The organism is Clostridiisalibacter paucivorans DSM 22131 (assembly GCF_000620125.1).
GTDB lineage: Bacteria > Bacillota > Clostridia > Tissierellales > Clostridiisalibacteraceae > Clostridiisalibacter > Clostridiisalibacter paucivorans.
Genome location: NZ_JHVL01000019.1, coordinates 1 through 11,881 on the forward strand (window position 1 = coordinate 1; position 11,881 = coordinate 11,881).

The window sequence follows — 11,881 nt, forward strand, 5'->3', positions numbered from 1 at the left end:
TTTCTTGTGTTAGCTTTATTTTCTTTCTATTACTTATATCATATTTAGGTGGAGCTACAATATCTTCAGTCAGAATTAACTTATCTCCATCTCCTTCTAAAAGTTTCACTTTATTTTCTTCATATTCATTAATATACTTTCTAATTGTCTTTCTAGCAAATCCAGTTTCTCTATGTATTTCCCACTGAGATTTACCATCTAAAAAACTAGCTATTATTATTTTCTGTTTGTCCATTAAATTGATCATCCCCTTGCCTCCCCTATGAATTGCCATAGGGTTATTATATATTTCCTCTAGGGGAATTTTCAATTAGAATTTGGGGTACTTTTAGGATATCATAAACACCCAATGGGCGAAAAGTTGAATCAGCTGACAAATCAGGAGCTTTCGATAACTTTTCAATCTCATCTAACAGATCATTTCTTACGCCTTGATTTTTCATAGCTGTATGTCTAGTCGCAATAACTGTGGCTCTTTCAGAGTAAGCAAGTTCCGAAAAAGAACGTTGCATTAAGTTTGTTTCAGTTACAATTAGTGTCGCTTCTTCTTCTGTGAGTCCTTCTTTAATTACCGTTGGAATCTCAGTTAACCCGGCTTCTTTAGCTGCATTAACTCTGTTGTGCCCAGATAAGATTTCATACTTATCATCCTTTTTTCTTACAACTATGGGAACAATCACGCCATAGTTTTTGATACTCTCCACCATGTCATTGAATCGGTCTCCTTCATAAAGCTTGAATGGATGATTTCTAAAAGGGATAAGATCGTTAAGCTTTAATGACGTAGTGCCATCTGTTTTTTCAGATGGCACTTCACTATGATCTTCACCAAATATTGAGGCAAAGGTTTCAACTTTTTTCATTTTTGTTTTATCCATTATAAATCAACTCCTTTACTAGTTCCTGATATGCAATAGCAGCTTTATTTGTTGGCATATAATCTACAATACATTTACTTTGAAGATTGGCTTCTCCAACTTTTACTGACTTGGGAATTCTAATATCAAACACTTTGATATGTTCACCGTAAGCTTCATCCACCATTTCAATCATGTTCTTAGATAGATTAGTTCTTTCGTCAAACATGGTTAGCAGAATGCCTTCAAAAGTAATCCTTGGATTTATACGACGCTTTATCTTCATAATTGTTTGAAGCAATAACTCCAATCCTTTTACTGATAGGTACTCCGGTGTTGCAGGAATCAATACACTGTCACAAGCAGCTAGTACATTTAATGTCATTAAGCCTAAAGATGGTGCTGAATCAACAATGATGTAGTCATAATCTGATCTGAGCTTTTCTGTAATTGTTTTTAAGACATATTCCCTACTCATAGTGCTGACCAAGTTCATTTCAATGGCTGACATTTCAATACTACTAGGGATGACATCCACTCCATCACTGTTTAGTATGTAGCTCTCTTTTGGCGGAAGATCATCTTCATTCATAACAGCCATCATCAAATGATATAGTGTCGTTTTAAGTGTTTCCGGCTTTTCAATACCAAAACAGTCAGTCATGGATGCTTGATTGTCCGTATCGATTGCAAGTACCTTGTAACCCTCCTTTGCTAATATTGTTGCAACATTCCTGCATGTGGTACTTTTGGCTACTCCACCTTTTTGTGAAGCAACAGCTATAATTTTACTCATAATTTTTCTCTCCTTTCTATTATTCACTTTATAATGTGATAATACATTTATCGATTAACATAATCAATGCTTCACTTATTTTACTTTTCTAAACTCTTCAAAAACCATTGCAGATATTCACTAACAGGTGTATTATTTAACTTAGGTAGGTGATAATTAATGAAATTAACGATGGGTGAAAAAATTCGTATTTTACTAAAAAGAAAGAATGTAACGATAATAGAACTTAGCAAAAGACTTGGCACCACAAATCAGAACATGGCAAATAAGTTCAAAAGAGATAACTTCTCTATGAAAGAATTAGAAGCGATTGCTGAAGCTTTAGATTGTGATTTTGAGAGTTATTTTATTGATAAGAATGGGGAAAAGTTCTGAATACTTCTAAAGAGGTAAAAAATTCAAAGTTCTTATTTCACTTAAATTTTAAGAAAGGGGTGATTATCATTCTAAATATTCTTTTTGTTTCTTCAATAGTTATTATTTTATCTATAATTAGCAATAAATTTTCACAGAAAATTGGTATCCCTAGTCTGCTCTTATTTATAGGACTCGGATTATTTTTTGGTTCAGATGGCATTGTACAAATTCAATTTGATAATTATCACTTAGCCGAAGCGATTTCTTCAACTGCGCTTATTTTTATTATGTTCTATGGTGGCTTTGGTACTAGATGGAAAACAGCCAAACCAGTGGCAATAAAGTCTCTGCTTTTGTCTTCCATTGGCGTTTTATTAACTGCTCTTCTCGTTGGCTTTTTTTGTTACTTTGTCCTCCATATAGAATTACTTGAAAGTTTTCTTATTGGCGCTGTAATAAGTTCTACTGATGCAGCCTCTGTTTTTTCCATTTTAAAATCTAAGAAACTTGCTTTAAAAAATCAAACTTCTCCAATGCTAGAATTAGAGAGTGGAAGCAATGACCCTACTGCGTATATGCTAACAATCATAATTTTAGACATAATGAATGGGTCTACAGCATATGGAAAATATATCTATGTCGTTCCAGGGCAATTTCTTATTGGGGGTTTATGTGCTCTTGTTTTGTCATATGTTACGATTAAACTATATAAAAATTTCAACTTAAGATTTAATGGATTAGAAATAATTTACTTTGTCGGTATGGTTTTATTATCTTTCTCCTTACCTGAAAAAATAGGTGGTAATGGATACTTAAGTACTTATATTTTTGGCATCATCATCGGTAATCACTCATTTAAGAATAAACGGGTTCTTATAAATTTTTTTGATGGACTTACCGGTCTTGTACAAATATGTATTTTTTTCCTTTTAGGGTTACTGGCATTTCCTTCCCAAATGCCTCAAATCATGTTTGTTGCGTTTTTTATAACCCTTTTCTTGACATTCATAGCAAGACCTCTCGCTATTTTTACAATATTAAAACCGTTGAAATGCAATTTGAATCAAATAGCATTAGTTTCATTCGCAGGAATCAGAGGAGCGTCTTCTATTGTTTTTGCTATCATTGCAACTGTAAATCCAGCTTATTTAAAGAATGATATTTTTCATATTGTATTTTCTATCGTCTTATTCTCAATTGCTTTTCAAGGAACACTCTTACCCTATGTTGCAAAGAAATTGAAGATGATTGATGAAGATGGTGACGTGTTAAAAACTTTTACCGACTACCAAGAAGAAAATGCAATCCAGTTGATTCGTCTACCTATTTCTCATAGCCATCCTTGGATATCTCTCCGGATAAAAGAGTTGGAATTACCGCCACAGATGTTAGTTGTGACAATTATTAAAATGAATACAGCAATTATTCCTAATGGGAATACTCCTATTGAATACGGTGACATTGTACTAATCGCTGCCCCTGGGTATCAAGATTCTATCAACGTAGAAGTAAATGAAATTACAATAAATAATGATCATGATTGGAAACAAAAGCAGGTACACTCAATAAAAATTGATTCAAATAGTTTGATTGCAATAATTAAGCGCGGGAATGATATAATTGTACCTAACGGTAATACAGTTATCAATGAGGATGATAAGCTAGTTCTAATCAATAAATTTGATTGATTTGAACTCATATATATATGTATAGGTATTTAAATCTCTTTAAGCTTTATAAAACAACATGATATTAAAAAAATTAACGATTAAATGGGCAAAAAATCCTGAACTCGATTACAAGAATTCAGGATTTTTTGCTACCTATTTTTTTATTTTCAAACCACTTAACCTACTATCGATAGACGTGTTCCCACGTACCAGGTCATATTGCGATTTTGATTTTGATACTATTTTTTAGGTCTTTTTGGTGGTAATTTTCGCTATTTTTACTGAAACTGAAGAAGTCATAAAAGTGCTTGAACTCCAGTAAAATCAAGGGTTCTGGCGTTGTAGTCGTACCACCGTCTCTACATGTTTCGAGTTGCCTTGATAGCTATCAAAACTGCGTTCTCAACCCCTATGGTTAAGGGGAACATATCCACACTCGTAGTTGGAAACATATCCAACATTGGCTCTCGTTTGTGGGAAGATATCAACGGTTTTGTCTGTTCGTGAGAACATATCAACTCAAATCATTTCATGGTTAATCCCTTATCAATGGCTTCCTGAATAATCTTATGACAACATACCCCCAAAGGATTGTTTTCCTTACAAAGCGAATTTTTCATTGCTCCAGTTATGGCATTTACTTCTTTAACGGTTTTCGCACCATGCTTTACAACTGCTTCAATTACCTGATCTTCTGTGACTTTGCTGCAATAACAAGCATACTTAGGATCTGCATCTTTCTTAAACCAGATAGGAACCCTAACTTGGTCTTTTAAGAATTTTATTTCTTTATCTAAGTTATAGTAAATAACGTCGCAGTCCTCATTCATGCATATCTTATATTGATCTCCATCAACGGCATTACGATAATCATCTGTCACCAAGTGTTCAACGGTTATCCTACTAACTGTTACTCCTTCATTATTACAGACAGGGCAACTCTCCTTTGTTCTATTTAAATTTTGTGTGATACATTCACAGCAACATTCATCAATAACTTTCAATTACATAACCTCCATATCTTTAAAACCATTTAATTCAAGGTAAATCCCAACCAATTTTCATTTATAGTTTTTAAATTAAAAAATACCCCTTGATTGTATCGTCAATTATCGGTATCATTCAAGGGGTGAATAGGAAAAATAGTTTATAGATTCTTTACATTCAAAGCTCTAAAAGCATTTAATACTGCAATGATAGTTACACCTACATCTGCAAATATAGCTGCCCACATAGTAGTTATTCCAAAAGCACTCAAAATAAGAACAATTATTTTTATTCCAATTGCAAATACTATGTTTTGATGTGCAATTTTTAGTGTCTTTTTAGAAATCTTCATTGCAGTAGCAATTTTCGATGGCTCATCAGTCATAATTACAATATCAGCAGCTTCAATGGCCGCATCAGAACCTAAACCACCCATTGCTATTCCACTGTCTGCACGAGCTAATACAGGTGCATCATTGATTCCGTCACCAACAAAAGCAAGTTTACCTTTTTTAGATTTTTGCGAAAATAATTCTTCTAGTTTTTCAACTTTGTCTGCTGGCAACAGTTCTGCATAAACCTTATCAAGACCAAGCTCTTTAGCAACTTTTGAACCAACACTTTTATTATCACCTGTCAACATAACTGTTTGTTTAATATTAGCTGCCTTAAGTTCCTTGATTGCTTGTGCTGAATCTTCCTTTACCTCATCGGCAATTACAATGTAACCTATATATTTGTTATTAACAGCAACATGTACAACAGTACCGATCAGCTCTCCCTTGAAATAAGGGATATCCATCATTTTCATAAGTTTGATATTTCCTGCCATAACCTTTTTGCCATCTACTGTTGCAATAACACCATGACCTGATATCTCTTCTACATCTGAAATACGTCCATTGTCTATTTCTTTGCTATATGCACGTTTCAGTGAAAGTGAAATCGGATGATTGGAATAGCTTTCCACATATGCAGTTAATTCTAGTAGCTCTTCTTTGGAAACTCCTTCTGGATGAATTTCCTGTACATTAAATACACCTTTCGTTAGTGTTCCAGTTTTATCAAAAACAACAATTTCAGTTTCTGCTAATGCCTCTAAATAGTTACTACCCTTGACTAAAATACCTTTTTTTGAGGCTCCACCTATTCCACCGAAGAAACTCAAAGGAATTGAAATAACTAAAGCACACGGACAGGATACCACAAGGAATGCTAGTGCTCTATATATCCAATCACTAAAAGTCGCCCCGTCTATAACAAGAGGCGGTATAATAGCTAGAAAAACTGCAATTATAACCACAACCGGTGTATAATATCTCGCAAATTTCGTAATAAATTGTTCTGAATTGGATTTTTTACTACTTGCATTTTCAACTAAATCAAGAATTTTACTTACAGTAGATTCTCCAAATTCCTTGGTAACCTCTGCTGTAATAACCCCATTAATGTTGATGCACCCACTTAGGATATCACTTCCAACTTCTACTTCACGAGGAACAGATTCGCCTGTTAGTGCCGATGTATCAATCATTGAACTTCCCTCAATTACCTTGCCATCAAGAGGAATTTTTTCTCCTGCTTTAATTACAATAATATCTCCAATTTGTACTTCATCTGGGTCAACTTTGACAAGTTCATCACCTTTTTTAACATTTGCATAATCTGGTCGAATATCCATAAGGCTTGCAATTGACTTTCTCGACTTGCCAACTGCATAGCTTTGAAACAGTTCTCCAACTTGATAAAACAGCATAACTGCAACACCTTCAGGATACTCACCAATAAAAAATGCACCAATTGTTGCAATACTCATTAAAAAGTTTTCATCGAAAACTTGACCTTTAAAAATATTTTTTACAGCTCTTTTTACAACATCTCCACCTACAATAATGTAACTTATTATAAAGAGAGCAATCTGTAACCATTCGTTATTTAAATTAAGCAATACTGCTGTAGCTAACACGGCTGCACCAATAATTATTCGCCATAGTCGTTTTGTCATACTAAATAGCCTCCTTTAAGCCTTTTTCATAGTTGTATCGGGTTCGATTTTTTTAACTATTTTTTCGGCCTCTGCTATTATTGTTGGCATTTTTTCATCCTCACCATCAATAACGAGTTTTGTGGTCATAAAGTTAACAGTAGCTTCTTTCACTCCATCAAGCTCATTAATAGCCTTTTCCATTTTTGCCGCGCAATTTGCACAATCTAAACCTTCAAGTATAAATTTCTTTTTCATTATTAAATCCTCCTAAATATTATTTGTAATTTTATTTTGAATACTACAAGTCTTTTTCAAATTTTCTTGAAGCATTGCTCATTTGAAATGAAGACTTAAATATATGCCCAAATATCTTCAAAAAATATTCTATTCTACCGCATTACTACTTCTCGTTGATATGAATTAGACCTTGGTCAAATATTTCTCTTACATGATCATCAACTAATGAATAATATACTACTTTGCCTTCTTTTCTGTTTTTCACTAAATTAGCTTGTTTTAAGACTCTCAGCTGATGGGAAATTGCTGATTGTGTCATGTTAAGTAATACAGCGATATCACAAACACACATTTCAGCTTCATGTAAAGCCCATAATATCCTGATTCGTGTTGAATCTCCAAATACTTTAAATAATTCTGCTAGATCATAAAGGCTTTCTTCTTGAGGCATTTTATCTCTAACTTGATTTACAATATCCTCATGAATTACATTGCAGTCACATCTTTCAATTGAATTAAATTTTTTAGTCATATTATCACCTCTTTTTAAATCATTTCATCTGAATACTTGAACAAGCATCCATACGTTGTATATTTATTATATTATTGTTTTTCTCTTGTGTCAATAGTTATATGAGCATTTATTCAAGTGTTTTTTATATTATTTAAAATATCTCAAAAACATCTACTAAGACATTAGTACCATCCTTTCTCGGTATCCTGTTCCATACATATCCTTTAAACAAATCCTTAAAAATAAAGACTTCACCTTCGTACAAGTTTTCGATTTCTTTAATAGCTTCATCTAACAGCTTATTACATCACTCATGTGGTCAACTCCTTATCAATAACCTTATAAACAACATTTTTGATAATATCACATGTATAAATCATGTAAAAGTCAATGCAAAAACCGCCAATCAAGAGAACCTAACTCTTAATTGACGGTTTATATTAGTATTAAATCATACTTCCATTTCAATTCCAGATTTAAAGCATATTACAAAGTGGTCATCATAAACACTAACATTCTGGATAATCTTCCTTACTAGGGTATCATCATATCTCAGAGTACGGTATTTGTTATTGCGGATAAATTCTATCAGCTCGTTGATTCTCTCATTCTCACCACTCAAGGATGCATCTTCAATAAGGAGTGTCTGACGTTTTTCACGCAGCTCATCAATCTCATCTGCAAGGGATTCATAGTCTTTTCCCTTATTGGCTAGGCTGATTAGTTCTTTCTGATTTTCTTCAAGCAAGCTGTTAAGTTCTGAAATTTGATACTCTGTAGTGTCACCGATTACTGCATGAATATTTTCTTCCAGTGTTCTAATCATGTTATCTCCACCGGCAAGTAACCTATTAATGGCTGTCATAACGGCATCATATAGATCACCTTCTTTTGCTGTTCGGTTCTTACATACTTCGGGGCCTTGTTCAATTCTTGTAACGCATCGCCAAACAAATTCTTTTCTGCCATGAATATTCCAATAGGTTCTCCTATAAATATCGCCACAATCTCCACAGAAGGTGATGGCACTCAAAGCGTATTTGCTACTGTAAATTCTTTTGCTTTTGTCTGCGCCCGTGTAGATATTGTTTCTGCGATGAAGCTCTTCCTGAGCCTGCAAATAAAGCTCCTTTGGAATGATGGCCTCATGGCTATTTTCTACATAATACTGGGGAAGATGCCCTTCGTTCTTCACTCGTTTCTTGGTTAGAAAATCTACCGTAACAGTCTTTTGCAGAAGGGCATCTCCGATGTATTTTTCATTTTGGAGGATTTTTTTAACTGATTCTGGTCGCCATCTTGGTTTTCCTGCTGCTGTTAAAATACCATCCTTTTCAAGACCTCGACCAATGCCCACTAGGCTCTGACCTTCAAGGTATTCTCGGTAGATGCGTTTAATAATCTCAGCTTCCTCGGGAACAATGACTAAGTTGCCATCTTCATCTTTGGTGTAGCCCATAAACCGTTTGTGGTTGACCTGTACCTTTCCTTGTTGGTATCGGTACTGTAGCCCAAGCTTAACGTTTTGTGAAAGGCTCTGGCTTTCCTGTTGTGCTAAAGAGGCCATAATGGTTAGTAAAACCTCACCTTTGGCATCCATGGTGTTGATGTTCTCTTTTTCAAAATAAACGGATATGTTCTTATCCTTGAGCTGTCTAATATATTGAAGGCAGTCTAGGGTGTTACGTGCAAATCGGCTGATGGATTTAGTAATAACCATGTCGATGTTACCATCCATACACTCTGCAATCATACGATTAAATTCGTCACGCTTCCATATATTTCTTTCATTAACCGCACAGCATCCTGATTAATTTGAGGTTTTGCTTCAGTTCCAGCAGAATAACTATCAAATATATCAGATGCGTAATATTTACCTAACGCTTCAGCAATTTGGCTGCGACATGAGTTGTGAACACAAATGAAAGCAACCTTTGGTCTATTATTCATAATCACTTTTCACCTCTTCTCATTTTTTTGTCTAAAATTGTTTATACTACTTAAGATAAGACATTAGCAACAACCTGATGCTGTCTCATCTTGAATCGCTAGTTCTCCATTCTCCACTGTTATTGTTACAGTTTCGGCCCGTTCCTTTACTTCATCTTCCATTAGTACTGAAATACCATTGATAGAAGTAGGTTCATCGCCAGCCTCTAGTTTTGCCAAGTTTAATACAAGAGAAGTTCCGCAACATGATTTTTGCATCATAGCTTTTAAGCAGTCACAATCATTTGAAGCGAATACCTCTTCAAGCATTTTTTTTGCTTCGTCTGTAATTTTCATTTTCATTACCTCCAATATTTTTATTATTCATTTTTTCAAACACTTAAAACCCTTATTCTTAGTCTAACAAAGCTTTTAAGCTTTCACCTTTTATTTCATCAGGATTCCAAGGGATTACGGCAAAGTTTCCATTTGCATGTGCGTCAACCTTGTTCATCCATTCAATCTCATTGCTTGCCTTTGCTGAAAGCATCTGATTTGTTGTTCCTGTCTGGTATAGTGATGAGTTAATGATCCACCATTTATTATTAATTCCAGCACGTCTCAAGTCTTCTTCTAATCGCATTGCTTCGTAAACCGGTGTAGCTTCTGGCAGAGTTACAATAATAACTTCTGTCTCATCAGCATTATGAAGTCTAGGCAACAGTTTTTTTGCGGACTCCGGGATGTCCCCCTTTGAACGTTCGATTTCCTGATTGTAGCTTTGGGTGGATTCCAGCAACAGAAGTGTATGTCCTGTAGGAGCTGTATCAATGACTACCACCTCGTTTTCAGCTTTTTCTACTATTTCAGCAAACGCTCTAAATACCGCAATTTCCTGTGTACAAGGTGATCTTAAATCCTCTTCAACATAAGCTAAATCATCATCAGACATGGTTTCTCTAGCCTTGGAAAGTACTTCTTCTTGATACTTTTTAAGCTCAGCTTGCTCATCAATATGGCTCATGCTGATGCCCTCGGTTTCGGCAATGACATATTTTAGATGGGCAGCAGGGTCAGTTGTAGTCAAATGGACTTTTTTACCTTTCTCAGATAGTCCTAAAGCAATGGCAGCAGCGATTGTTGTTTTTCCTACACCGCCTTTACCCATCGCAAAAATAACTTTCTTATTACTGTTGTGAAGATCCTCAATAACGTCCTTAAGTCCAGGGATTGAATGTGCCTTGATTATTTCATCACTTACTGTTAAGTTATCTTTAATTAACAATGACCTTATATTTTCAACTCCTGTAACATTATATCCTCTTAACGGCACCAAATAGGTATCTATTGGTTTCAATTTTTCTGGCATATCAGAAAGGGCCTTTTGCTGCTTCTGAAATAAACTTTCTGATATTTTGTCATCATGAGATGTCATAACACCATTTATAATCAACATTTGATTTTTTACACCAATATCTGCAAGCTCAACTGATGCTCTTTCCGCTTCTGTTAATGGTGCTGTTTCTGGACGTGAAACCAACACGAGAGTTGTTAGTGCTCCATCAGCCAAGGTTGCAACAGCCTTTTTATAAACCTCTTTCTGGCTTTCAAGCCCTGAAAGCTGGCCTAAACAGGATGCACCGTGGGTGTTCTCACTAATAAAATTGTCCCATGCAGAAGGAAGTTGTAACATTCTAAGCGTATGTCCCGTAGGTGCCGTATCAAAAATGATGTTATCATATTTTGTTTGAATCTCCTCATCAGTGATGAATTTGGAAAACTCATTAAACGCTGCAATTTCAACAGTGCAGGAACCTGAAAGTTGTTCCTCCATATTATTTAGTACAGCATCTGGAAGCTTGCCTCTATATGGCCCTATTACAGTCTCTCTGTATTCTGTTGCTGCCTGAACCGGATCAAGATTTGCAACAACAAGGTTTGGTACCTCTTTAATTGAAACACCTTTGTTATTAAGTTCAGTATTAAAAACATCTTGTAAATTAGATGCTGGATCAGTACTTATTAAAAGTACCTTCTTGCCACTATCAGCAAGAGTAACGGCTGTAGCACAAGCAGTGGAAGTCTTTCCGACTCCACCTTTCCCTGTATAAAACATATATTTTGTCAAATTGATATTTTGCGGATTAAAATCTTTAGTCATTAAATTCTGCCTCCTATAAAAATTATTTGCTTGTTACCCATTTTTATTTGTCTGTCGTTGGCTCTTCATCAAAGGAATCAACAGAAATATTAAGAAAATCTGCAATTTCCTGATTCGTTGGATACCTACCAACAATTGCCACTTCTTCATCTACAAGAGTGAACGGCAATTCATCGACACCTTTTTCATTAATCATTTTGTTGACTGTTTTGTTGGTCATAAACTTCATCGGTGAGTTCGTTAAATTGTGTCGCTCAATTTCTATGCCTTTCTTCTTTAAGTTGTTCGATACAGTCGAAATTCTTAATAGCTCAGGGTCAACGCTAACTCCGCAGAGGCCAGTCGGGCAACACATGGCAGGTTCATATATTGTTATCTTTTTCATA

13 protein-coding genes and 2 pseudogenes are annotated in these 11,881 nt (G+C 34.9%); 2 read left to right on the plus strand and 13 right to left on the minus strand.

From position 1 onward, the window contains the following. From Q326_RS16975 to Q326_RS0107560, 3 genes and pseudogenes are all read right to left on the minus strand, one after another. Positions 1 to 247: pseudogene (locus tag Q326_RS16975) on the minus strand (IS21 family transposase); the annotation flags it as partial. A 34-nt stretch (positions 248 to 281) separates the two neighbouring features. After that, positions 282 to 878 (minus strand): ParB N-terminal domain-containing protein, encoded by a 597-nt coding sequence (locus Q326_RS16980; RefSeq protein WP_051531299.1) that lies wholly within the window; start codon positions 876 to 878, stop codon positions 282 to 284. Further along, positions 871 to 1,653, minus strand: a complete 783-nt coding sequence (locus Q326_RS0107560) for a ParA family protein (RefSeq protein WP_026894827.1) — start codon at positions 1,651 to 1,653, stop codon at positions 871 to 873. Before Q326_RS0107560 ends, Q326_RS16980 begins: the two co-directional genes overlap by 8 nt. A gap of 159 nt (positions 1,654 to 1,812) precedes the next feature. Here Q326_RS0107560 and Q326_RS0107565 point away from each other — a divergent pair, with 159 nt between their 5' ends. Together Q326_RS0107565 and Q326_RS0107570 are read left to right on the plus strand one after the other, a co-directional pair. Beyond that, positions 1,813 to 2,028, plus strand: coding sequence for a helix-turn-helix domain-containing protein (locus tag Q326_RS0107565; RefSeq protein ID WP_026894828.1), 216 nt, complete (start codon positions 1,813 to 1,815; stop codon positions 2,026 to 2,028). Between the two features lie 59 nt (positions 2,029 to 2,087). Beyond that, positions 2,088 to 3,698, plus strand: a complete 1,611-nt coding sequence (locus Q326_RS0107570) for a potassium/proton antiporter (RefSeq protein WP_245592072.1) — start codon at positions 2,088 to 2,090, stop codon at positions 3,696 to 3,698. Positions 3,699 to 4,204: 506 nt separating this feature from the next. Here the strand turns inward: Q326_RS0107570 and Q326_RS0107575 are convergent. From Q326_RS0107575 to arsD, 10 genes and pseudogenes are all read right to left on the minus strand, one after another. Beyond that, entirely contained in the window at positions 4,205 to 4,684 is a 480-nt protein-coding gene (locus tag Q326_RS0107575) for a Csac_0668 family 2Fe-2S cluster-binding (seleno)protein (RefSeq protein ID WP_026478197.1), read from the minus strand. A 143-nt stretch (positions 4,685 to 4,827) separates the two neighbouring features. Next, positions 4,828 to 6,672, minus strand: a complete 1,845-nt coding sequence (locus Q326_RS0107580; protein ID WP_026894830.1) for a heavy metal translocating P-type ATPase — start codon at positions 6,670 to 6,672, stop codon at positions 4,828 to 4,830. A gap of 15 nt (positions 6,673 to 6,687) precedes the next feature. Beyond that, entirely contained in the window at positions 6,688 to 6,909 is a 222-nt protein-coding gene (locus Q326_RS18765) for a cation transporter (protein WP_003145146.1), read from the minus strand. Between the two features lie 145 nt (positions 6,910 to 7,054). Continuing rightward, positions 7,055 to 7,423 carry an ArsR/SmtB family transcription factor gene (locus Q326_RS0107590; RefSeq protein ID WP_003145044.1) on the minus strand — a complete coding sequence of 123 codons (369 nt, stop codon included), beginning with the start codon at positions 7,421 to 7,423 and terminating at the stop codon, positions 7,055 to 7,057. Positions 7,424 to 7,556: 133 nt separating this feature from the next. Next, positions 7,557 to 7,703 (minus strand): DUF1413 domain-containing protein, encoded by a 147-nt coding sequence (locus Q326_RS18195; protein ID WP_169733580.1) that lies wholly within the window; start codon positions 7,701 to 7,703, stop codon positions 7,557 to 7,559. A 153-nt stretch (positions 7,704 to 7,856) separates the two neighbouring features. Beyond that, positions 7,857 to 9,125 (minus strand): recombinase family protein, encoded by a 1,269-nt coding sequence (locus tag Q326_RS16985; RefSeq protein WP_431188263.1) that lies wholly within the window; start codon positions 9,123 to 9,125, stop codon positions 7,857 to 7,859. Between the two features lie 56 nt (positions 9,126 to 9,181). Beyond that, a pseudogene (locus tag Q326_RS16990) lies at positions 9,182 to 9,355 on the minus strand (arsenate reductase/protein-tyrosine-phosphatase family protein); the annotation flags it as partial. Between the two features lie 63 nt (positions 9,356 to 9,418). Beyond that, positions 9,419 to 9,691 carry a hypothetical protein gene (locus tag Q326_RS0107605; RefSeq protein ID WP_026894831.1) on the minus strand — a complete coding sequence of 91 codons (273 nt, stop codon included), beginning with the start codon at positions 9,689 to 9,691 and terminating at the stop codon, positions 9,419 to 9,421. A gap of 58 nt (positions 9,692 to 9,749) precedes the next feature. Continuing rightward, on the minus strand, positions 9,750 to 11,495 hold the full coding sequence (gene arsA, locus Q326_RS0107610) for an arsenical pump-driving ATPase (RefSeq protein WP_026894832.1): 1,746 nt from the start codon (positions 11,493 to 11,495) through the stop codon (positions 9,750 to 9,752). 43 nt (positions 11,496 to 11,538) lie between these two features. Beyond that, entirely contained in the window at positions 11,539 to 11,880 is a 342-nt protein-coding gene (gene arsD / locus Q326_RS0107615; protein ID WP_026894833.1) for an arsenite efflux transporter metallochaperone ArsD, read from the minus strand. Position 11,881 lies beyond the last annotated feature (1 nt).

Excerpts from the sequence above, each read along its gene's own strand:
- Q326_RS16980 (WP_051531299.1), bottom strand. The coding sequence starts at position 878 with ATGGATAAAACAAAAATGAAAAAAGTTGAAACCTTTGCCTCAATATTT.
- Q326_RS0107560 (WP_026894827.1), bottom strand. The coding sequence starts at position 1,653 with ATGAGTAAAATTATAGCTGTTGCTTCACAAAAAGGTGGAGTAGCCAAA.
- Q326_RS0107565 (WP_026894828.1), top strand. The coding sequence starts at position 1,813 with ATGAAATTAACGATGGGTGAAAAAATTCGTATTTTACTAAAAAGAAAG.
- Q326_RS0107580 (WP_026894830.1), bottom strand. The coding sequence starts at position 6,672 with ATGACAAAACGACTATGGCGAATAATTATTGGTGCAGCCGTGTTAGCT.
- Q326_RS18765 (WP_003145146.1), bottom strand. The coding sequence starts at position 6,909 with ATGAAAAAGAAATTTATACTTGAAGGTTTAGATTGTGCAAATTGCGCG.
- Q326_RS0107590 (WP_003145044.1), bottom strand. The coding sequence starts at position 7,423 with ATGACTAAAAAATTTAATTCAATTGAAAGATGTGACTGCAATGTAATT.
- Q326_RS16985 (WP_431188263.1), bottom strand. The coding sequence starts at position 9,125 with ATGGTTATTACTAAATCCATCAGCCGATTTGCACGTAACACCCTAGAC.
- Q326_RS0107605 (WP_026894831.1), bottom strand. The coding sequence starts at position 9,691 with ATGAAAATTACAGACGAAGCAAAAAAAATGCTTGAAGAGGTATTCGCT.
- arsA (WP_026894832.1), bottom strand. The coding sequence starts at position 11,495 with ATGACTAAAGATTTTAATCCGCAAAATATCAATTTGACAAAATATATG.
- arsD (WP_026894833.1), bottom strand. The coding sequence starts at position 11,880 with ATGAAAAAGATAACAATATATGAACCTGCCATGTGTTGCCCGACTGGC.